Source organism: Streptomyces sp. NPDC045778 (assembly GCF_056431945.1).
In genome coordinates this window covers 79,856-100,675 of the sequence record NZ_JBWKJZ010000033.1, presented here as the reverse complement: position 1 = coordinate 100,675, position 20,820 = coordinate 79,856, and the positions used below count along the sequence as shown (strand labels likewise).

Sequence of the window (20,820 nt, the reverse complement as noted above, 5' to 3'; positions counted from 1 at the left end):
GCGTGGCCTGCGTGACGGCCGGTCTCCTCGATCATGTGGGTCAGCGCCCAGCGGGCGGACGGTGCGGGCTTCTTCGGCCGGGACCGCGGGAGCGGGGGGGGGGGGGGGGGGGACCCCCCCCCCCCCCCCCCCCCCCCCCCCCCCCCCCCCCACCACCTCAGGCACGTGCTTTGCGGTACAGGACCGAGCCCGCCAGCAGCATGCCCGCGCCCATCGGCAGGGCGATGCCCGCCGACATGGGGCTGCCGGTCTGGGCGAGCTGGTCCTTACCCTCGGGCGGGGTCAGGACCTGGGCGTCCGGCAGGTCAGGGGTGCCCGCGGGGTGCGGGGTGCCGGGCTGAGCGGGAGCCTCCGCACCGGGCTGACCTGGCTTTTCAGGCTGTCCGGGCTGTCCGGGGTGGTTCGGCTTTCCGGGGTGGCCGGGCCGATCGGGCGTTCCCGGCTCTCCGGGGTGGCCGGGCTTACCGGGGTGCCCCGGCTTACCAGGCTGGCCAGCCTCACCCGGCTGGCCCGGCTTCCCTGGATGCCCCGGCTTCCCCGGCCCCCCGGGCTCCCCCGGCTTCCCGGGCGTGCCGGGCTGCGTGGGGTTACCGGGCTGCGTGGGGTTGCCAGGCTGCGTCGGGTTACCGGGCTGCGTCGGGTTACCGGGCTTCCCCGGACCGCCGCCCTCGTCGTTCGCGCAGTCATTGCCGGTGACGGCGTTGCCCGCGCCGCCGATGGTGACGCTGTTGCCGCAGACGTTCACCGGGGCGTGCACCGGCGCCTGCACGCTGTTGCCGGAGCCGATGCCGGCCGAGTCGTGCGTACCGCCGTGGGCGGACGAGCCGCCCGCCGAGGGCCGGTCCCCGTAGCCGTCACCGTAGCCGCCCCCGTGTCCTGGTGAGCCGGACGAATTCGTACAGCTGTTGCCGATCGCGGGATTCAGCGCCCCCACCACATTCACGGTGTTTCCGCACGCGTTCACCGGAGCGTGCAAGGGCGCCTGTACGGAATTGCCCGAAAGCACCCCGGGGGAGTTCGAACTGCCGCCATTCGCATTCGAGTCGGCGTGGGCGTAGCCGCTGGTGACCGCGAGTACGCCACCGGCGGCCGCCGCGGTGATCAGCCCCTTGCGCGTGACCTGTCGCATTGCTTTCCCTGCCTTAGCTTGCAGAAATGCGCACGGGCCTCGTTGCGTCGTGCGCTCAATGCCCGCGGCCCCGGAGTGCATGGCGCGCACTCCGGGGCCGATGGACTCAGACCCTCATTGGGGTGACGCCCCTCAAGGGGCGAGGCACAGCAACGTCACTTGTTGACGCAGTAGTTGCCGAAGGCAGGGTTGAGCACGCCGATCACCGAGATGGTGTTGCCGCAGGCGTTCACCGGCACGTGCACGGGGATCTGCACGACGTTGCCGGAGGCGACGCCCGGGGAGTGCACAGCGGCGCCCTGCGCGCCGGCGTCGGCAGCGGCGACGCCCGCGCCGGCGAGCACCAGGCCACCAGTCGCAACCGCGGCGGCGACAACCTTCTTGATCATTGTTCCTCCTAGTTGGCAATGCGGCCCCAGCCGCGGACCGCACCACCTGTAACGAGGAGGCCATAGGACGGCTACGAGCGCCGGACTGCTTTCACTCTTTTCAGTCCAATACGCACGCGCAGCCGATTGTTGGAGTTTCGTTTCGGCTTATTGACTGCATTATCGGTACGGTGTCGGCGCCGGTCACGAAGCGTCGATGAACCGGTCGAGCACGCGCACGCCGAACTTCAGGCCGTCCACCGGCACCCGCTCGTCCACGCCGTGGAACATGCCCGCGAAGTCCAGCTCCGGCGGCAGCTTGAGCGGCGCGAAGCCGAAGCCGCGGATGCCGAGGTCGTCGAAGGACTTGGCGTCCGTACCGGCCGAGAGCATGTACGGGACGGCGCGGGCGATGGGGTCCTCGGCCTGGAGTGCCGACTGCATGGCGTCCACGAGCGCGCCGTCGAAGGTGGTCTCCAGGGCCTTGTCCGCGTGGACGTCCTCGCGCCTGACGTTCGGCCCCAGGATCCGGTCGAGGTCGGCGAGGAACTCCTCCTCGTACCCCGGCAGGAACCGCCCGTCGACGTGCGCGGTGGCCTGCCCCGGGATCACGTTGACCTTGTATCCGGCACCCAGCTGCGTCGGGTTCGCGGTGTTCTGGAGCGAGGCGCCGATGAGCTTGGCGATGCCGCCGAGCTTGGCGAGGGTCTCGTCCATGTTCTCCGGGTCGAGTTCGGTGCCGAGGGCGTCGCCCAGCTCGTCGAGGAAGTGCCGCAGTGTCTTGGTGACGCGGATCGGGAACTTGTGCCGGCCGAGCCGCCCGACGGCCTCCGAAAGCTCCGTGATCGCGTTGTCCTTGTGGATCATCGAGCCGTGGCCGGCGGTGCCGTCCACGGTCAGCTTCATCCAGTGCATGCCCTTCTGGGCCGTCTCCACGAGATACAGCCGCAGATTCTCGTTGACGGTGAAGGAGAAGCCGCCGACCTCGCTGATCGCCTCGGTCACGCCCTCGAAGAGGTCCGGGTGGTTGTCCACCAGGTACCGCGCCCCGTACGTCCCGCCCGCCTCCTCGTCGGCGAGGAAGGCGAGCACGATGTCCCGCGGCGGCTTGCGGCCGCTGCGCAGCCGGTCGCGTACGACCGCGAGGGTCATCGCGTCCATGTCCTTCATGTCGACGGCGCCGCGGCCCCACAGGCAGCCGTCGGCGATCTCCCCGGAGAAGGGGTGGTGCGTCCAGTCCTGGGCGTTGGCGGGCACGACGTCGGTGTGGCCGTGGATGAGCAGCGCGGGCCGCGACGGGTCCTCGCCCTCGATGCGGGCCACCGTGGAGGCGCGCCCCGGGTGCGACTCGAAGATCCGCGGCTCAAGACCCACCTCCGCGAGCTTCTCCGCGACGTACTCGGCGGCCTTGCGCTCCCCCGGCCCCGAGTGGTCGCCGTAGTTGCTGGTGTCCATGCGGATCAGGTCCCGGCAGAGGTCGACGACCTCGTCCTGACCGGACACGGCCCCCGCCCCGTTCACCCTGCCGCCCGTGGTCGGCTCGCTCACGCTGTTCCTCCCGCTGTCGCACTCTCGGTCCCTTCCATCCTCCCGCGCCGACCGCCGCGACCCAAGGGCGGGCGCCTGCCGTCATACGCCGTTCACGCTCATGACCTGCGTGATCAGGGACCTCCGAATGTTTGCTATGGTTTTCCACGTCGCCGCGGGAAACCGCGACAGACCACCGGTCCGGGTGGCGGAATGGCAGACGCGCTAGCTTGAGGTGCTAGTGCCCTTTATCGGGCGTGGGGGTTCAAGTCCCCCCTCGGACACCAGCTGAGACCCCTGTTCACCAGGGGTTTTCTGCTTTTCTGGGGTGTGGCGTGACCAACCGCGTGACCACGCCCTCCGGCTGGTCCAAGTACATCGGAGAGTCGGAAGCGGCTGCCGTTCCTGCTGGGCTCCGTGCCGATGCTGGACGATGACCGCGTGAGCCTGCCGAAGGTAGACGGCTCCGGACCGGCCACGCTTACGTGTGGGCCTCCGCGTGCTCCGAGACGATCACGGACGGGATCTTGACGGCGGCGTTCACGCTCGTACGTCGGTCCGTCCCGAACTCCGTACGGATCAACAAGGGGAGCCGACGCCTCAAAGGTGGAACGGCAGCCGATACCGGCCCCCCCCCAGAGCGTGAGCAGAACCGCGCCACGGTCGTGCAGATGAACGCCTACCGCCCGCCCCCCAAGCAGGCCCCGGAGCCCGCGCCCGAACCCAAGCGCCCGGAACCGCTCGCCGCCAACCCCTACCGAGCACTCCTCTGATGGGCCGGGGCTCATTCGTTGCTCCGGCTCTACTCGGCCCGTTCCACCAGGGCCATCGATGTTCACAGGCGCCGGAACCGATCGTGCTGGGTCCGGCCGGTGTGGCTCATGCACTCCACATCCACGGCCGCACCATCCGACGAAGGCGCGGCCTCCCAATCGCACGTCAGGCACTTCGCCTCGAACGTCACCACTGTGTCCGGGCGCTGTGTGATCCGGTGCTTCGTGTACCGCAGGATTGAGCGGGTCATCGTGGCGTGCTCCCCCTCGTAAGGTGTCCGGTCATCGGGCAGGGAAGGTCCGGCATGGTGCGATTCGGGGAGCACGTCACCAGGGCCAGGGACAGGAACGAGGGCCGTTCGAGGTAGTAGCCGTGGGACACATCCCCGCCCCGACCGAGCTGTTGGGTGGTGAAGCGCAGCGGGTCCGCGCCGGGCCGCTTGCTGTCTCCCAGCACCCACACGTCGGGGCCGATCTCTGGCTCCACCAACGGGCAGTCTGCACAGGTCGGTTCCAGGCATGGACGTGCCTTCCTGTGAGCCAATGACAGGAAGGCAGGCTCAGAACTGGTACCGCTCCATCTTCGACACGAGCACAACCCCAGGGGCAAGAGCCGTCGCCGACTCCCGAAGCAACTCGCGCAGGGCCGACCGGGAGTTGCCTGTCATGGCGTCGGTCAGGTTGTCGGCCAGTAGAGCGGCCTCGGACGGGAGCAGAACCATTTCCGTGTCTGCCATATGGCGACCGTTCTTCGTCAGCCACGCAGGAATGCGAACGTACCCATCAACATCTCGGTACGCCGGACGGCTCGGGATCGGGCCCACCCGCCAACGCTGCGGGACCTTCTGGCTCTGGTTCTTCGGTTCGGTCGGCATGGGTCCATCTTCGGCCCGCCGACGCGGAACCTCTAGCGTTATTAGCGTTGTCGGGTAAAGATCCCAGACCATTCGTTCAGGAGTTCTCGACACTCGTCTCCGAACGCCGCGTACGACTCGTACCTGTCAAAGTACTCGCGGTACGCGTTCACGTCGCGATGGTCCCGCAGGAGCAATGCACCGGTGCCGGTCTCCACGGTGGCTAGTCGCCGGTCGTATACCGTGAAAGTGTTCAGCGGCATCTCTGTAATGTGGCCTGTCAAGGGGATGACTCCAAGCCGGACACCTGGAATCCGAGAGACCGAAGCAAGTCGGTCGAGCTGCATGGCCATGGCGAGAGGTGGCAGCAAGGGCCAGCGAACGGCTTGTTCCGTCAGCAGGAACGTGAATGACTTTGACGAATCGTAGAGGACGCTCTGGCGTTCCAGTTTCTTCGCAATGGTCTTGGACTGGTCTCCGGGAGTGTCCGCGATGCTGGCACGCACATACTCCGGCGTAGCGAGTAGCCCTGTGATCGCCGAGAGCAGGAAGAATCGGAACTCCGTTGTGACCGCTTCGATCCTGGCTAGCTCGTTCTGCTTCTTGTCCAGACCCCGACGCCGCGAAGACCAATGATCCTGCCACTCCGTATTCGCGGTGCGAACCAGTTCGAAGATCTGTGAGGCTGCCGGATCATCGGTCCCGAGCGCTTCAAGGATCAGCTCTACGTCGATCATGGCGGGAGTGAGTTTCCCGCTCTCCATGTTGCTGACCTTGGTTTGCGACATGTTGCAGCGGCGAGCGAGCCAGGTCTGAGTCCTCCCGGCTCGCTTCCGCAGGCTTCGCAGTGCTTCCGCCAGGTCCGACCTGGACTGACCTAGCCGTTCAGGCTCAAAGCTCAAGGCCCTTCACGAACTCCTCGAAGGGTACGGACTCAGCTACCGCGATTCGCTGGTATTCGATGAAGGGGGCCACGTCACCCTCGAATACCTCGCGGTTGATCTGCTTCCCGTCAGGCTCGTAGTTCATAAGCACGACTTCCGACCGGTCGAACATCCAGAAGTCCTGAACCCCTTCAAGGGGGTTGGTTCTGTCGGTCACGTCGAGGATGCGGATCTGCTCTCCGGCCAAGAGGTGCGGCCGGTAGTACTGGGAGAACTCGAACCGCAGATACTCAGACAGAGGTCGAGTAACGATGTGGACGCGCCCTTGAACGCGTCCCTCCGTGACCTGCCTGCGGAGCCGGTCTGTGTACTCGTTGTGGACCGTTGCCGGGTCGATGCGCACGCCGTCGCGGAACGCCTGAAGCTCCTCCGCTTCCTGCGCCATGAGGTACTGCGGCAGGGTCTCAAGACGCCAGGCTTCCCGCTGGAAACCCTCGAAGCGTGCGGCCCACTCTTCACCAGCCAAGAGCACGGACAGCCTCCCTCAGAACGGCCTCGGGGATCTCGACAAGCCCTTCCCCCTCCGAGGGTTGGAATGCCTTGGACACGTCGCCCTGGACGACGATGGAGCCGGACGCGGTGCGGTAGACGTTCGGACAGTCGTCCTTGCCGCATGGTCCCCCGTTGCCGTTACCGGTGAGTCGGGTCAGTTCCTCACGAGCCATGGTGAACCCTCTGTCCCCGCCCCCCGTGGGGCGGCTCCACGACCGTACGGAGGGCGTGCCGTCGCCGTCCATGCGATCACGCCAATATTTGCGTTGTCGCATAAAACTGTGGTGCTCGCTCCCGCCGGATGCGGCCTCGGGTATGGCGTGGGCAGGCTGGTCACGTAACCAACACATGAGGGCCATTCCTCGTGTCCGGGTGTGGGCTCACGGTCCGGGGGTGCGCCAAGGTGCCTCGTAGGGTTTGCGTCGGGGGCTGGCTGGAATGCGGCTGCCGTCGGAGGCTGTCGCGGATGAGACTTGCGGCCATGCCGAACGGAGCCCAGTCCCTCATCAGCGGCCTTGTGGAGGCCGGAGTCCAGGTGTGCTTCGCCAATCCCGGTACGTCCGAGCTGCACATCGTGACCGCGCTCGACGACGTGCCCCGGATGCGGCCGGTCCTGTGTCTCTTCGAAGGCGTCGCGACGGGTGCCGCCGACGGGTACGGCCGCATGACCGGCCGGCCCGCGAGCACGCTGTTGCACCTCGGCCCCGGCCTCGCGGGCGGCCTTGCGAACCTGCACAACGCGCGGCGGGCCGGTACGCCCGTCGTGAACGTCGTCGGCGACCACGCGCTGCGGCACAAGCGTCTGGACGCGCCCCTGGAGTCGGACATCACCGCGCTCGCCCGCACGGTGTCCGCGTGGACGCGACGGGCGTACGACGCCACGGATCTCGCGGGCGACGCCGCCGACGCGGTGGCGGCCGCGGCCGGGCCGCCCGGTGCCGTCGCCACGCTCGTCGTGCCCGCCGACGTGGCCTGGGCGGACGCGGAGAAGCCCGCCGCGCCGCGGCGCCGGGCCGCCGCCCCGCACGGGTTCGTGTCCGAGCGCGGCCTCGAGGAGGCCGTCACGGTCCTGCGCTCCGGTGAACCCGCCGCACTGCTGCTCGGCGGCGCCGCCACCCACGGGGCGGGGCTGCGGGCCGCCGCGCGGGTCGCGGGGGCCACGGGGGCGCGGCTGCTGTGCGAGACGTTTCCCGCGCGCCTGGAGCGGGGCGCCGGGCTTCCGCCCGTCGAGCGCCTCGGCTACCGCGCCGCCGACGCGGCGGCGCAGCTGTCCGGGGTACGCCATCTCGTGCTCGCCGGGGCGGCGGTGCCGGTGCCGTTCTTCGCGTACCCGGGGCAGAGCGCGGTCGTCGTACCCGACGGGTGCGAGGTCCGGGAGCTGGGCGGTGCGGGACAGGACGTGGCCGTGGCCCTGCGGGAGCTGGCCGCGGCCGTGGGCGGCGGCACGGCCGCTGCGGCGGCGCAGGAGCGGGGGCGGCCCCGGGTGCCCGGCGGGGACCTCACCGCGGAGAGCGCGGCCGCGGTGGTGGGGGCGCTGCTGCCGCAAGGGGCCGTCGTCGTGGACGAGTCCAACACGTCCGGGCTCTGGCTGCCCGGCGCCACGGCCGGGGCGCCGCCGCACGACTGGCTGACGCTCACCGGCGGGGCGCTCGGGCAGGGGCTTCCGCTCGCCGTGGGCGCGGCCGTGGCACGACCCGAGCGGCCGGTCGTCGCGCTCGTCGCCGACGGGGCGGCGATGTACACGCTGCCCGCGCTGTGGACGCAGGCGCGGGAGGGGCTCGACGTGACGACCGTGGTCTTCAGCAACCGCGCGTACGCGGTCCTCGGGCTGGAGCAGGCGATGATGGGCGCCCCCGTGGGGGCCGCGGCGCGGGAACTCTTCGATCTCGGGCGGCCCGATCTCGACTTCGTCTCGCTGGCCCGCGGGATGGGGGTCGCCGCGGGCCGGGCCACGACCGTGGAGGGGTTCGCCTCGCTCCTTGAGCGGGGGTTGGCGGAGCCGGGGCCGTTCCTGGTGGAGTGCGTGGTGCCGCCCATCGCGTAGGGCCTGCCCGGGGGCCTCAGCGCGTCGGGTGGGGCGGCACCTGGCGCCAGGGGGCGAAGGCCGTGGCGGTGCGCGGGAGGAGCGCGGCGAGTTCGGGGCAGTGGCGGAGGATGACGGACTTCATGCCGCCCTTCTGGACCCAGTCGATGCCGAGCGGGGTGTAGATCTCGGGGCGGAAGTCGACGGTCAGGAAGCGGTCGCTCTGCAACCGCCTGGTCGCCATGAGGATGAAGACGCGGAACGCCGTGTCGCTGAAGCCGAATCCGTGGGGCGGGTTCTCCGCGAACAGGCCGATCACGGTGTCGATCTCGTCGACCGAGGAGTAGACGTCCTTCAGGCGGGCCAGCGTCTCCGGGTTCTCGGTCAGGTCCTCGAAGCGGCGTACGCGCGGCTTGTGCAGGCCCGCGAGGAAGTCGTTGTAGCGCGGCACGCCCCGGCGTCGCGTACGGACGAGGTCGACGACGGACAGGTCGATGATCTCGCCCTCGCGCTCGAAGGCCTGGAGGGCGCGGGGGAAGTTGTGGAGCGTGATGGCGCCGGGGTGGGCGATGCCGAGGGAGTAGAGGGTGTTGGCGAGGCCCGTCTTGCGGAGGGCGCTCTCGGCGGCGACGCCGTTGATGTCGAGGAAGCCGACGGTTTCGATGCGCTGCCCGAAGTGGTGCTCGCGCAGCTCGAAGTCGTCGGGGATCAGCGGGTGCATGCGGTAGACGGTGACGAAGTCCTCGGTGAGGGAGTACGGCGTTCCGTGGTGGTCGGGCAGCGTGCCCGGGATGCCGGTGAGGGCGTGGGCGTCGAAGAGCCACAGGCCGAGCTTGGTGAGCCAGCTGTCCGGCGGGCCGTCCCAGTTGGTGTGCAGGCCGATGTCGAGGGCCTCGGTGGCGAGGATCGCGGGCGTCCACTCCACGGTGTGGATCTTGGCGATGAGGGCGGAGACGACGAGCCGGGCCGTGTGGTAGACGGACTCCTCGCTCATGGAGGGGTAGGCCTGCCGCAAGCCGTCGCAGACGGCGTTGTGCTCGCGCGCGAAGAGGGTGTGCATGACGCTGAGGCCGAGCCACCAGCTGTCGGTGAAGCCGCTGAGCGGGACGCCGTCGCGGCCGAGCGGGAGATGCCCTTGCTCCAGGCGCAGCTTGGCGCCGCCGTCGGGGGCCCGCAGGGAGCGCGCGGTCGTCTCGTCCTCGCCGTACACCTCGGAGCCGTCCCACCAGTGGGACGCGGTGTTGCCGAAGAGGATCGGCGGGCGGCCCTCGGGCACGGGCAGGCCCTCGTTCTCGGCGAAGCGCATCACGGTCTCGGCGGGGCCGCCGGGTGTGTTGCGCCAGGACATCCCGTCGGGCAGCGGCACCTCGACGGTCTTGGTGCCCGCGGGGTGGCGGCGGTGGTTGACCCAGTCGTGCACCTGGAACTGGATCCAGGCGGCGGCCAGGACGTTGAGCGAGGTCGCGGGCAGGAAGGTCTCGCGGTACAGGAGTTGCCGGCTGACGGTGACGGGGTTCGGCGTGTCGAAGAGGTCGGGGCGGTAGTCGGGGGTGAGGTTGCGCCCGAAGGCCGCGCCGACGGAGCCCATGGCGGGCGCCGACAGGTCGTTGTACGTGCCGTCGTAACTGCGTGCGGTACGCAGCCGCTCGTCGGGCGGACGCGGTACGGGCACGGCCCTGGGCGGCGCCTCGTACGTGTCGGTGTCGACGAGGTTGAAGCGGCGCAGCGCCTTGCGCAGGAAGACGAGGTTCAGCAGGCTCGCCCGCGTCGGCAGGCGGTGCCAGGGCACGAACCGGTTGAGGAGCCGGAAGGCGGCGCCCGCGGGGGCCGAGAGGAGCCGGTTGCGCAGCGGCTCCTCGGCGCGGAAGCGCAGGCCCCCGCGGTGGGCGGCGCTCGCTTCGTAGGCGGCCTTGCGGGCCCGGTTGAGGTTGCCGAGCGGCCGGAAGGCGTCGGTGGTGTACCAGGGGTTGAAGGCCAGGTCCTCCACGCGGCCCGCGGTGGCGCGGGCCTCGGCGGTGTCGAGGTCCTGGCTCGGGAGGGTGAGCCGGGCGATGGGCAGGGCGGGCGCGACGGCCTCGCGCCAGTCGGTGGCGCCGTCCTCGATGGGGGTGCGGCTCTCGTCGACGTACCGCTGGACGCACAGGTCGAAGGAGATGTCGGCGGTGGCGAGGCGGTGTTCGAGGTCGCGGCGCAGGTGGTTGGGGTCGCGCCGGTCGGAGCGCGGGCCCGGCGCGGCGCCGCCCGCCGGGCGCAGCAGGTAGCGGACGGGCCCCGCGTCGCCCCACAGGATCGCGCCGCGGCTCCAGTACGTCTCGCCCGCGAGGCTGGTGACGACGTGCCGGGTGGCGGCCCGCAGGGTGCGCCGCATGCGGGTGGCGGTGGCCGGGCCGACGGCGAGCGGGAGCTTGACGAAGAGGGCGAAGGCGGTCCGGAGCGGGGTGCGGGCGCCGGCCATCGCCGTGGCGAAGGCGACGAACTCGCGGGCGTCCCTGGCGTGCGACACGGGCCAGTTGGTGGCGAGCAGGTCGTGGCTCTCGTCGGCGGAGACGGCCACGCGCAAGGCGATGCCGCGCAGGTCGGGGGCGCCGTCGGCCTGCCGGACGCCGCTCGCGTTGGAGAGCCGTACGGTCACCGGGTAGTCGGCGCCGGGCTCGGCGAAGCCGTGGCGCAGCGCCTCGGGCAGGTCGTCGTGGAAGCGCAGGCGCGCGTTCTCCACGCCGAGCACGGCTTTGGCGTGCTGGGTGCGGGCGGGCGAACCGGCGCCCGCGGCGCGCTGGTTGGCGGCCTGGATTTTCACCAGCTCGCGGGCGAGCCGCTCGAAGAGGCGGCGCTCCGCTGCGGGGCCGCCGTCCAGATAGCGCTCGTACGGTGTCGCTTGGGCCATGGGGCGCTTCCCTTCGCACGAGGTCGCGGACACGGCGGGAGGCGTCGACGCTACTGGCGGTGCCGGACGGCTCGCAGCGCGCGATCCCGCCATGTGCGGGGGCCGCGCACGGGGTCGAACTGGCGGCCGGGCGGCGGCGTTCGGCCCCGTCAGCGGCGTGCGGCTGCCGCGTCGCCGGGGCGGCGCGCGTCCCTCGCGGGCCTCGGTTCCCACGCACCCCACCGTGCCGGGTGCGGCGGTGGCCGGGTCCCGACGGGGGCGGGTCCCGCGCGGGGTCAGTCGATGAAGTCGCCGTCCACGTAGACCCAGGCGCCGTCGACCCGCTCGAACCGGCTGCGCTCGTGCAGGGCGCCCGGGCGGCCGCCGTCGCGGTAGGCCGCGCGGAAGGTGACGGTGCCGGCGCTGTGGAAGGCGGTCCCTTCGGTGGTGCCCTCGATCTCCAGGCCGGTCCAGCGCAGGGCCGGGTCGAAGTCGATGCCCGGCGGGCGGGTGCGGGGGTGCCAGGTGCGCAGCAGATACGCCTCGTCGCACACGGCGAAGGCGCTGTAACGGGAGCGCATCAGCTCCTCCGGAGTGGCCGCGGCGGCCTCACCGCGGTGCAGCCGCCCGCAGCACGTGTCGTACGGCAGGGCGGCACCGCAGGGGCAGGTCTGGAGGCGAGGGGCGCGGGGGGCGCGGGGCGCGCGTGGGGACATGGGGGTCATTCTGCCGGGTGGGGGCGGGGCGCCGGGGCGCAGGGCGCGGGGCCGAGGGGCGAGGGGTGCGGGCCGAGGGGGGCCAGGCGTGAGGGGTGCTACGGGGCCAGGATGTCCAGTTCCTGGAGGGCGCCCTCGGCGATCTCCCGGGTCAGGGCCTCGGCCCGGGCCCCGTCCCCCTCCCGCACCGCCTCCGCGAGACGCACGTGCAGCGTCACGGCGGCCGGGTCGGGGTCCTCGAACATCACGTCGTGGTGCGTACGGCCGGTCAGGACCTCGGCGACGACATCGCCGAGGCGCGCGAACATCTCGTTGCCCGAGGCGTTCAGGACGGTGCGGTGGAAGGCGATGTCGTGCACCAGGTACGCCTCCAGCTGCTGGCCGCGCGAGGTGGCGACCATGCCGAGGGCGTACTCGGTCAGGGCCGCGCACTGCTCGGCCGTGGCGTGGCGCGCGGCGAGGCCCGCGGCGACCGGCTCGACCGCCGAGCGCAGGACGGTCAGGGAGCGCAGCTGGCGCGGGCGGTCGGCGCCGGCCAGGCGCCAGCGGATGACCTGCGGGTCGTAGACGTTCCACTCCTCGGCGGGCCGCACGGTGACCCCGACCCGGCGCCGGGACGCGACCAGGTGCATGGACTCCAGGACCCGCACCGCCTCACGCATGACGGAGCGGGAGACCTCGAAGCGCTGCGCCAGTTCGTCCGTGCGCAGGACACTGCCGGGCGGGTACTCGCCCCCGGTGATGCTGGGCCCGAGGCTGTCCAGTACGCGGGCGTGCAGCCCCGGGGCCTGTGCGGTCATGGGGTCAGCGTACGAGGAGAGGACCACGGCTAAAAAGTCAGACTTTTCTGTCACAGTCTCTTGAATTTGTCTGACCTAATGAGTTTCAGTGGCGTGAACAGAGCGGGCCCGTGTCCGAAACACCCGCCCCTCCCGGCTCTCCGTACGCGGACCGGGCGGCGGGCCCGACCGATGTCGACGAAGACAGCGAGGCAGCAGCGATGAGCACCCCCCACGTCGTCGTAGTGATGGGCGTCGCAGGAACGGGCAAGACCACGGTCGGCCCCCTGCTCGCCGCCCGGCTCGGCGTTCCCTACGCCGAGGGCGACGACTTCCACCCCCGGGCGAACATCGCCAAGATGTCGTCCGGGACCCCCCTGACCGACGACGACCGGTGGCCCTGGCTCGACGCCATCGGCGCCTGGGCGCACGGCCGCGCCGGGCACGGCGGCGTCGTCAGCTGCTCCGCCCTCAAGCGCGGCTACCGCGACCGGCTGCGGTCCGCCGCGCCCGGGCTCGTCTTCGTCCACCTCACCGGTGACCGGGCCCTCATCGAGGACCGGATGAGCCACCGCGAGGGTCACTTCATGCCGACCGCCCTCCTCGACTCCCAGTTCGCGACCCTTCAGCCGCTCGGCGCGGACGAGGCGGGCGTGGCCGTGGACGTCACGGGCACCCCGGAGGACATCGCGGAGCGGGCCGCGGAGGCCCTGGCCGCCCGGTAACGGCCCTCCGCTCCCCCACCCCTCCGGCCCCCTCACCCCTTCTCTCGTACGTACGTCCGCACGCCGGCGTACGCCCCAACCGCACAAGGAACCACCGTGACCAGTCTCAGCGTCGAGATGCTGGCAGCGGACCCCGTCGAACCGATCACCTCGGCGGGCCATGCCCAGCTCGGCATCGCCGTTCTCGCGGGCATCGCCGTCATCGTCCTGCTCATCACGAAGTTCAAGGTCCACGCCTTCCTGGCGCTGACCATCGGCTCGCTGGCCCTGGGCGCCTTCGCCGGGGCCCCGCTCGACAAGGCCATCGGCAGCTTCACCACCGGGCTCGGCAACACCGTGGCGGGCGTGGGCGTGCTCATCGCGCTCGGCGCGATCCTCGGCAAGCTGCTCGCGGACTCCGGCGGCGCCGACCAGATCGTCGACACGATCCTGGCCAAGGCCGGGGGTTCCGGCGGCCGGGCGATGCCGTGGGCCATGGTCCTCATCGCCTCGGTGATCGGGCTTCCGCTCTTCTTCGAGGTCGGCATCGTCCTGCTGATCCCGGTCGTCCTGATGGTCGCCAAGCGCGGCAACTACTCCCTGATGCGCATCGGCATTCCCGCGCTCGCCGGGCTCTCCGTCATGCACGGCCTCATCCCGCCGCACCCCGGTCCGCTCGTCGCGATCGACGCGGTCAAGGCCAACCTGGGCGTCACGCTCGCGCTCGGCGTGCTCGTCGCGATCCCCACGGTGATCGTGGCCGGGCCGCTGTTCTCGAAGGTCGCCGCGCGGTGGGTGGACGTCGCGCCGCCCGAGAAGATGATCCCGCAGCGGGCCACCGACGAGCTGGACAGGCGGCCGGGCTTCGGCGCGACCGTCGCCACGGTGCTCCTGCCCGTCGTCCTCATGCTCGCCAAGGCGCTCGTCGACATCGTCGTGGACGACCCCGCGGCCACCGTGCAGCGCGTCCTCGACGTCGTCGGGTCGCCGCTGATCGCCCTGCTCGCGGCGGTGCTCGTGGGCATGTTCACGCTGGGGCGGGCCGCGGGCTTCACCAAGGAGCGGCTCTCCACGACCGTGGAGAAGTCCCTCGCGCCCATCGCGGGCGTACTGATGATCGTCGGCGCCGGCGGCGGCTTCAAGCAGACGCTCATCGACGTCGGGGTGGGGCAGATGATCCTCGACTTCTCCGAGGACTGGTCGATCCCCGCGCTGCTGCTCGCCTGGCTGATCGCCGTCGCGATCCGGCTCGCGACGGGCTCGGCGACCGTGGCGACGATCTCGGCGGCGGGGCTCGTGGCGCCGCTGGCCGCGGACATGTCCACCTCGCACACGGCTCTGCTCGTCCTCGCGATCGGGGCGGGGTCGCTGTTCTTCAGCCATGTGAACGACGCCGGGTTCTGGCTGGTGAAGGAGTACTTCGGGCTCGACGTCGGGCAGACGATCAAGACCTGGTCGGTGATGGAGACCATCATCTCGGTGGTGGCGCTCGGCTTCGTGATGCTGCTGTCGCTCGTGCTGTAGCCGGGGCCCGCACGCACGCGCCCCTCCACCCCTGCCCGGGGGTGGAGGGGCGCGGCCTTCGGCGCGGGCCCCGGCTAGACGGCCGGAGGCGGTGTCGGCGCCGCCTTCCCGGTCGTCGCCGCCTTCTCCAGCTGGAAGGCCTCGTTGCCCAGGCCGATGCGGGCGTGCGCCTCGGGCCTGCGGGCACGCAGATACGCGCCGTGGGCCAGGCCGACCACCGCCGCCACCCCGATGACGCCGGGCAGGAGCCACGGCAGGGCCGAGCCGGGCCCCGCAGAGACGAGGATGTCGAAGTCCTTGACGGTGTAGCCCGCGATGATCAGCAGCGCCACGGCCGCGAGGCCGGAGGCGACGAGGCGCCACATCTGGGCGCGCGCGGCCCCGCGTCGGACGAAGAAGACGATGACCGCCACGGACGCGGTGGCCATGAGCAGCAGCACGCCGAGCGCGCCCACGTTGCCGCCCCAGGTGAACAGGCGCAGGACCGGCGCGGTGGGATCGCCCGCGGGCTTGTCGTCGGAGACGGCGAAGGCCACCACCACGACGGCGGCCACCACGGTCTGGAGGAGCGAGCCCGTGCCGGGCGCGCCGCTCGCGCTGCTGGTCCGGCCGAAGGCGGCCGGGAGCAGGCGCTCGCGGCCCATCGCGAACGCGTACCGCGCGACGACGTTGTGGAAGCTGAGAACCGCCGCGAACATGCCGGTCACGAAGAGGACGTGCAGGATGTCGGTGAAGGTGCCGCCGAGCCGGGACTCGGTGAGGCCGAAGAGCAGGCCCGCGCTCTGTTCGCGCGCGGCGGGCACGATGCCCGAAGGGCCCGCGGCGACCGTCAGCGCCCAGGAGCTGAGCGCGAAGAAGACGGCGACGAACCCGACGGCGAAGAACATCACGCGGGCCACGACGACCTGGGGCCTGCTGGTCTCCTCCGCGTACACGGGCGCCTGCTCGAAGCCGGTGAACGCGGCGATGCAGAAGCACAAGGAGGTGGCGACGCCCGCGCCGGAGAGCGTGTCGGGGTTGAAGGCGTGCAGCGACACGCCGTCGGCGCCGGGTTCGGCGAGGGCGGCGACGTCGAAGATGACGACGAGGGCGACCTCCACGAGCAGCAGCACGCCGAGCACGCGCGCGTTGAGGTCGATCTTCAGCCAGCCGAGCGCCGCGACCAGGGCCACGGTCACGAGCGCCGGTATCCACCAGGCGACGGTGACGTCCGCGTACTTGTCGAGGAGCCCTGACACCTCGAAGCCGAGCAGGCCGTACAGGCCCGCCTGGAGCGCGCTGTAGGCGACGAGCGCGACGGCGGACGCGCCCGCGCCCGCGGTGCCGCCGAGCCCGCGCGATATGTAGGCGTAGAAGGCCCCGGCGTTGTGGACGTGTCTGCTCATCTCCGCGTACCCGAAGCTGAACAGGGCGAGGACGACGCCGAGCGCGAGGAACAACAGGGGCTGGCCGACCACGCCCATCACGCCGTACGTGGTGGGCATGACGCCCGCGACCACCATCAGCGGGCCGGTGGCGGCGAGCACGGAGAGCAGCAGCCCGGCCGTGCCGAGGCGGCCCGCGCGCAGCGCGCGCTCCTGGCCCATGTAGGTGTTGATGCCCCCCTGGCCGGAAGCGGGCTTGCCGTGGGTCCCGGTCCCGGGGCCCACGGGGGTCCCCGCTCTGCCTGCACTCGCGTTCGAACTGCCCGTCGCCATGGCGCGGTGGTCCTTTCCGCTGTTCGTGGGTCGATCGGTCTGGTGTGGTGCCGGCCTGCGGGTCACGCGGTGCCGAGCGCGGCGGCGCGCGCGGCGGTGTAGGCCTCGTGCGGGTCCCGGTCGGGGTACGACCAGGGCGCCTCGGTCGCGTACCGGCCGATGCGGTGGAACAGTGCGGCCGCCTCGGCCGACCGGCCCTCGCAGAACGTGGCGTGGGCGAGGAAGTTGAGGTCGACGAAGGCACGCGGGTGGGCGGTGCCCGCGGGGGCTCCGCCCGGGGTCTCCCATTCGAGCCACCAGTCGAAGGAGGCCTTCATCACCTGCCGGGCGCGGCGGCTGGTCCAGTGCCCGGAGGCGACGGGGTCGTGGCTCTCGCTGCCCGCGGTGGCGAGCACCCGGTAGCGCTCGGCGTGCGCGACGACCGGGAGCACCGCGAGCGGCGAGTGGGCGGGCACCTGCTCGGCCGCCCAGGTCGCGAAGTCGTACACCTCGTGCAGCGGGTCCTGGCCTGCGCCGGGCCGCCGCTCGGCGAGTCGCGCGACCATCAGGTAGTGCGCGTGGTGGTGCTCGGGGTGGCGGTGCCTGATCTCGTCGAAGAGCCGTACGACGTCCTCCTCGTGGCCGAGCGAGCGCTCCAGGAGCAGCAGCGCGAGCCAGGGCGTCGGGTCGGCGGGGACGCGCGTCGCCGCCTCGCGGCAGGCGGTGCGGGCCTTCTCGGAGCGCTCCTTGCCGCGCAGCGCGCGGTGCACGGCGGCGTAGGCGAGCAGCACGGCGGCGTCGGCGCTCTCCGGTTCGGCGAGGCGCCAGTCGCGGATCCACGCGGTGGTGCTCGGCTCACGGGCGAGCACGTCGCAGCGGTGGCCGCGGCGGTCCCAGTCGTCGCCGGTGGCGGCGAGCAGCTCCCGCACCTCGCTCCAGCGGCCCTGCGCCAACGCGGCGCGCGCGGCGACGAGTTCGGCGTCGTCGAGGGCGGCGTCGAAGACGTGGCTCGCGCGTTTGCGGGAGCGACCGAGAGGTGGGGGTGGGGACACCGCGGGCGTCCTCCCAAGACGCGGTAGGCGGGCAGGCGATCACGCACAGCCAACCGGTAGGCGGCGCTCCACGTCAAGGCCCGGGCGCCCCAAGCATCTTGACACGTCTCCCACGCATCCTGCCGTACTCCTTCACGGCTTCCGGCGGTGCGTCGCTGCTCCCCAGGGGCGGCGGGCGTCCGTCACGGCGGCGCCGCCCCCGCCGCGTCAGCCGACGGCCTTTGCGGCCGCACGCCCCGCCGCGCGCCCCGAGAAGAGGCAGCCGCCGAGGAAGGTGCCCTCAAGGGAGCGGTAGCCGTGCACCCCGCCGCCGCCGAACCCCGCAGCCTCGCCCGCGGCGTACACACCCGGCAGCGGCTCGCCGCCCTCCCGCAGCACGCGCGAGGACAGGTCGGTCTCGATGCCGCCGAGCGTCTTGCGCGTGAGGATGTTCAGGCGTACGGCGATCAGCGGTCCGGCGCCGGGGTCGAGGAGGCGGTGCGGCGCGACGGAGCGGATCAGCCGGTCGCCGAGGAATTTGCGCGCGCCACGGACGGCCATGACCTGGAGGTCCTTGGTGAAGGGGTTGACGATCTCGCGGTCGCGGGCGGCGATCGTGCGGTGCAGTGCCGCCTCGTCGATGAGGGGTTCCTTGGTAAGCGCGTTCATGCCGCGCACCAGGGCGCCGAGGTCCTTCTCCACGACGAAGTCGGCGCCGTGGTCCATGAACGCCTTCACGGGACCGGGCACCTCCGCCCGCGCCCGGTCGATGACGCCGCGCACGGACTTGCCGGTCAGGTCCGGGTTCTGCTCGGAGCCCGACAAGGTGAACTCCTTGCCGATGACGCGCTGGTTGAGCACGAACCACGTGTAGTCGTAGCCGGTGTTCATGATGTGGCTGAGCGTGCCCAGGGTGTCGAAGCCGGGGAACAGCGGCACGGGCAGCCGGTCGCCGCGCGCGTCGAGCCACAGTGAGGACGGGCCGGGCAGGATGCGGATGCCGTGCCTGCTCCAGATGGGGTTCCAGTTCTCGATGCCCTCGGTGTAGTGCCACATGCGGTCGCGGTTGATCAGCCGCGCGCCCGCGCGTTCGGCGATGCCGAGCATCAGGCCGTCGACGTGCGCGGGCACCCCGGAGAGCATCCTCTCGGGCGGATTGCCGAGCCGCGCGGGCCAGTTGGCGCGGACGAGGTCGTGGTTGCCGCCGATGCCGCCGGAGGTGACGATCACCGCCTGGGCGCGGAACTCGAAGGTCCCGGCGACCTCGCGGCTGCTGGCCTTGCCGCGCTCGGCCCGCGACGGCTCCAGGACCTCGCCGCTCACGGTGTCGACCGCGCCCGCGCTGCCGCCGAGACCGGTGACCCGGTGCCGGAACCGCAGTTGCACGAGGCCGCGCTCGACGCCCTCCCGGACGCGGCGCACGAACGGGGCGAGGAGGCCGGGGCCCGTCCCCCAGGTGATGTGGAAGCGGGGCACGGAGTTGCCGTGTCCCTGGGCGTCGTAGCCGCCGCGCTCCGCCCAGCCGACGACCGGGAAGAACCGTACGCCGAGGCCGTGCAGCCAGGCCCGCTTCTCGCCGCACGCGAAGTCCACGTACGCCTTGGCCCACTCGCGCGGCCAGTGGTCCTCCTCGCGGTCGAAGGCGGCCGTGCCCAGCCAGTCCTGGAGGGCGAGTTCGCGGTGGTCCTTGATCCGCATGCGCCGCTGTTCGGGGGAGCCGACGAAGAAGAGCCCGCCGAAGGACCAGTGGGCCTGTCCGCCGAGGGACTGCTCCGGCTCCTGGTCGACCAGGATCACCCTGCGGCCCGCGTCGACGAGTTCGGCGGTGGCCGTGAGCCCGGCGAGCCCCGCGCCGATCACGATGACGTCCGCGTCGTAGGCCATGGCGGCTCCCTTCTCGACTTCCGGTTACCCGTGGGTCAGATCCTGGATAGCGCCGGGCCGGACGTCAACCGTCCGGTACGGGTTACCAGGGGCGGCCGCTCGGCCCGGGGAGGGTCGCCGCCGGGCCGCCGGGTGCCCGTGCGCAAACGGACGCCGCGGCCCCGGCGTGGGAGGCGGCGGGGCAGAGGTCTCTGCGCCGCGCTGACCTGTCAGGATGGCCGCATGAGCGCTGACGTCACGAATCCGGCGGACGAGATCCTGGCCATCGTCGACGAGCACGACCGCGTGATCGGCGAGGCCCCGCGCGGCGAGGCGTACGCCCGCGGACTGCGCCACCGCTGCGTCTTCATCGAGGCGCGCGACGCCGAGGGCCGGGTCTTCGTGCACCGCCGCACCGCCACGAAGCTCGTCTTCCCCTCCCTGTACGACATGTTCGTCGGCGGAGTGGTCGGCGCGGGCGAGTCCTATGACGACGCGGCCCTGCGCGAGGCCCAGGAGGAGCTGGGCGTCTCCGGGCTCCCCCGCCCCACCCCGCTGTTCAAGTTCCTGTACGACGACGGCGCGGGCCGCACCTGGTGGTCGTACCTCTACGAGGTCCGCTGCGCGGCCCCGGTGGACCCGCAGGTGGAGGAGGTCGCCTGGCACGACTTCCTGACGGACGCCGAACTCGCGCGGCGTGCCGAGGACTGGGAGTGGGTGCCGGACGGCTTGGACGCGTACCGGCGCCTGCGGGACTTCCGGGCGGCCCGATGACAGGGGGGCCAGAGGGGCCAGAGGGGACAGAGGGGCCAAGGGCGCCGGAGGGGCCGGACGGGGGCGGGGGGCTGCGGAGCGTCCGGCTGTGGTTCAGCCCCGCGCGGCTGCGGGCCGAGGGCGACACCCCGGACTACCGCTTCTCGCTGGCCAACGAGCGCACCTTCCTGGCCTGGCTGCGCACCGCGCTCGCGCTGGTCGGCGGCGGCTTCGCCGTGGACCAGTTCCTGCCCGACCTGCGCTGGGGCGCCCGCGTCGGGCTCGCCCTCGCGCTGCTGGCGGCCGGAGTGCTGTGCTCGCTGCGGGCGGTCAACCACTGGGTCCGGTGCGAGCGGGCCATGCGGCGCGGCGACGACCTCCCGGCCTCTCGCTTCCCCGCGCTGCTCAGCCTCGCGGTGGCGGTGGTGGCCCTCGCGATGGTGGCGGTCGTGCTGTTCGGGTGGGAGGGGTGACGGAGGGATCCGTCACGGCCCGGGACCCGGGCCTACAGCCCGAGCGCACCCGGCTCGCGTGGCGGCGTACGACGCTGACCGGCACGGTCGCCGCGGTGCTCGCGGCGCGCACGGCCCTGCGCCACGGCCCGTCGGCGGCGGGCCTCCTGGCGTGCGCGCTGTGCCTGCTGCTCTGGCTCGTCTTCCTCGCGGTGGCCCACCGCAGGATCACCCAGCTCGCCGCGGCGCGCCCGCGCACGCTGAGCGCGCGTGCGGTGACGACGGCGGCCCTGTGCACGGCGGCGCTCGCGCTGTGCGCGCTGGGGGTGGTGCTCTGAGGAGCCCCGGG

The 20,820-nt window shown here is 72.0% G+C and carries 20 protein-coding genes, 1 tRNA gene and 1 pseudogene; 7 read left to right on the top strand and 15 right to left on the bottom strand.

What is annotated here, in order from left to right:
* From AC07GB_RS32390 to AC07GB_RS32375, 4 genes and pseudogenes are all read right to left on the bottom strand, one after another.
* Positions 1-95, bottom strand: a pseudogene (locus tag AC07GB_RS32390) (mycothiol transferase); the annotation flags it as partial.
* A gap of 62 nt (positions 96-157) precedes the next feature.
* Positions 158-1,129, bottom strand: a complete 972-nt coding sequence (locus AC07GB_RS32385; RefSeq protein WP_478851719.1) for a chaplin family protein — start codon at positions 1,127-1,129, stop codon at positions 158-160.
* A gap of 155 nt (positions 1,130-1,284) precedes the next feature.
* Positions 1,285-1,518 carry a chaplin ChpH gene (chpH, locus tag AC07GB_RS32380; RefSeq protein ID WP_030686223.1) on the bottom strand — a complete coding sequence of 78 codons (234 nt, stop codon included), beginning with the start codon at positions 1,516-1,518 and terminating at the stop codon, positions 1,285-1,287.
* Between the two features lie 183 nt (positions 1,519-1,701).
* The gene (locus AC07GB_RS32375) at positions 1,702-3,045 is read right to left on the bottom strand and encodes a M20/M25/M40 family metallo-hydrolase (protein WP_478851717.1); all 1,344 of its coding nucleotides are present in this window, start codon (positions 3,043-3,045) and stop codon (positions 1,702-1,704) included.
* Between the two features lie 178 nt (positions 3,046-3,223).
* Here AC07GB_RS32375 and AC07GB_RS32370 point away from each other — a divergent pair.
* Positions 3,224-3,311: transfer RNA gene (locus tag AC07GB_RS32370), tRNA-Leu, on the top strand.
* Between the two features lie 548 nt (positions 3,312-3,859).
* Here AC07GB_RS32370 and AC07GB_RS32365 read toward each other — a convergent pair.
* The 5 genes from AC07GB_RS32365 to AC07GB_RS32345 all read right to left on the bottom strand — a co-directional run bounded on the left by AC07GB_RS32365 (position 3,860) and on the right by AC07GB_RS32345 (position 6,260).
* On the bottom strand, positions 3,860-4,048 hold the full coding sequence (locus AC07GB_RS32365; protein WP_478851715.1) for a DUF7848 domain-containing protein: 189 nt from the start codon (positions 4,046-4,048) through the stop codon (positions 3,860-3,862).
* A gap of 309 nt (positions 4,049-4,357) precedes the next feature.
* Positions 4,358-4,672, bottom strand: a complete 315-nt coding sequence (locus AC07GB_RS32360; RefSeq protein WP_478851713.1) for a hypothetical protein — start codon at positions 4,670-4,672, stop codon at positions 4,358-4,360.
* Positions 4,673-4,713: 41 nt separating this feature from the next.
* Positions 4,714-5,553 carry a helix-turn-helix domain-containing protein gene (locus AC07GB_RS32355; RefSeq protein WP_478851711.1) on the bottom strand — a complete coding sequence of 280 codons (840 nt, stop codon included), beginning with the start codon at positions 5,551-5,553 and terminating at the stop codon, positions 4,714-4,716.
* Entirely contained in the window at positions 5,543-6,067 is a 525-nt protein-coding gene (locus AC07GB_RS32350) for a DUF6879 family protein (protein WP_478851709.1), read from the bottom strand. Before AC07GB_RS32350 ends, AC07GB_RS32355 begins: the two co-directional genes overlap by 11 nt.
* Complete coding sequence (locus AC07GB_RS32345; RefSeq protein WP_478851707.1) at positions 6,051-6,260, bottom strand: hypothetical protein; 210 nt, start codon at positions 6,258-6,260, stop codon at positions 6,051-6,053. Before AC07GB_RS32345 ends, AC07GB_RS32350 begins: the two co-directional genes overlap by 17 nt.
* 308 nt (positions 6,261-6,568) lie before the next feature.
* Here AC07GB_RS32345 and AC07GB_RS32340 point away from each other — a divergent pair, with 308 nt between their 5' ends.
* On the top strand, positions 6,569-8,131 hold the full coding sequence (locus AC07GB_RS32340) for an acetolactate synthase large subunit (protein WP_478851705.1): 1,563 nt from the start codon (positions 6,569-6,571) through the stop codon (positions 8,129-8,131).
* Between the two features lie 16 nt (positions 8,132-8,147).
* Here the strand turns inward: AC07GB_RS32340 and AC07GB_RS32335 are convergent, their stop codons facing one another.
* The 3 genes from AC07GB_RS32335 to AC07GB_RS32325 all read right to left on the bottom strand — a co-directional run bounded on the left by AC07GB_RS32335 (position 8,148) and on the right by AC07GB_RS32325 (position 12,489).
* Positions 8,148-10,994: a peroxidase family protein gene (locus tag AC07GB_RS32335; protein WP_478851703.1), complete on the bottom strand. Its 2,847-nt coding sequence runs from the start codon at positions 10,992-10,994 to the stop codon at positions 8,148-8,150.
* A 275-nt stretch (positions 10,995-11,269) separates the two neighbouring features.
* On the bottom strand, positions 11,270-11,689 hold the full coding sequence (locus tag AC07GB_RS32330; RefSeq protein WP_478851701.1) for a YchJ family protein: 420 nt from the start codon (positions 11,687-11,689) through the stop codon (positions 11,270-11,272).
* A gap of 98 nt (positions 11,690-11,787) precedes the next feature.
* Complete coding sequence (locus tag AC07GB_RS32325; RefSeq protein WP_478851699.1) at positions 11,788-12,489, bottom strand: FadR/GntR family transcriptional regulator; 702 nt, start codon at positions 12,487-12,489, stop codon at positions 11,788-11,790.
* A 200-nt stretch (positions 12,490-12,689) separates the two neighbouring features.
* Between AC07GB_RS32325 and AC07GB_RS32320 the strand changes: the two genes are divergently transcribed.
* Entirely contained in the window at positions 12,690-13,193 is a 504-nt protein-coding gene (locus AC07GB_RS32320; RefSeq protein ID WP_478851697.1) for a gluconokinase, read from the top strand.
* 96 nt (positions 13,194-13,289) lie between these two features.
* Complete coding sequence (locus AC07GB_RS32315; protein ID WP_478851695.1) at positions 13,290-14,696, top strand: GntP family permease; 1,407 nt, start codon at positions 13,290-13,292, stop codon at positions 14,694-14,696.
* 74 nt (positions 14,697-14,770) lie between these two features.
* Here the strand turns inward: AC07GB_RS32315 and AC07GB_RS32310 are convergent, their stop codons facing one another.
* From AC07GB_RS32310 to AC07GB_RS32300, 3 genes are all read right to left on the bottom strand, one after another.
* A complete protein-coding gene (locus AC07GB_RS32310) occupies positions 14,771-16,282 on the bottom strand; it encodes an APC family permease (RefSeq protein ID WP_478851729.1) in 1,512 nt (503 codons plus the stop codon).
* 173 nt (positions 16,283-16,455) lie between these two features.
* Positions 16,456-17,424 carry a hypothetical protein gene (locus tag AC07GB_RS32305; RefSeq protein ID WP_478851693.1) on the bottom strand — a complete coding sequence of 323 codons (969 nt, stop codon included), beginning with the start codon at positions 17,422-17,424 and terminating at the stop codon, positions 16,456-16,458.
* Positions 17,425-17,631: 207 nt separating this feature from the next.
* Positions 17,632-19,287: an FAD-binding dehydrogenase gene (locus tag AC07GB_RS32300; RefSeq protein WP_478851691.1), complete on the bottom strand. Its 1,656-nt coding sequence runs from the start codon at positions 19,285-19,287 to the stop codon at positions 17,632-17,634.
* Between the two features lie 222 nt (positions 19,288-19,509).
* On the opposite strand from AC07GB_RS32300, the gene AC07GB_RS32295 reads away from it, so the two are divergent.
* The 3 genes from AC07GB_RS32295 to AC07GB_RS32285 are packed head-to-tail and all read left to right on the top strand — an operon-like array spanning position 19,510 to position 20,809.
* Positions 19,510-20,040 (top strand): NUDIX hydrolase, encoded by a 531-nt coding sequence (locus AC07GB_RS32295; protein ID WP_478851689.1) that lies wholly within the window; start codon positions 19,510-19,512, stop codon positions 20,038-20,040.
* Positions 20,037-20,492 carry a YidH family protein gene (locus AC07GB_RS32290; RefSeq protein ID WP_478851687.1) on the top strand — a complete coding sequence of 152 codons (456 nt, stop codon included), beginning with the start codon at positions 20,037-20,039 and terminating at the stop codon, positions 20,490-20,492. The genes AC07GB_RS32295 and AC07GB_RS32290 overlap by 4 nt, the downstream gene beginning before the upstream one ends.
* Positions 20,489-20,809: a DUF202 domain-containing protein gene (locus AC07GB_RS32285; protein WP_478851685.1), complete on the top strand. Its 321-nt coding sequence runs from the start codon at positions 20,489-20,491 to the stop codon at positions 20,807-20,809. The genes AC07GB_RS32290 and AC07GB_RS32285 overlap by 4 nt, the downstream gene beginning before the upstream one ends.
* Positions 20,810-20,820: the final 11 nt, after the last annotated feature.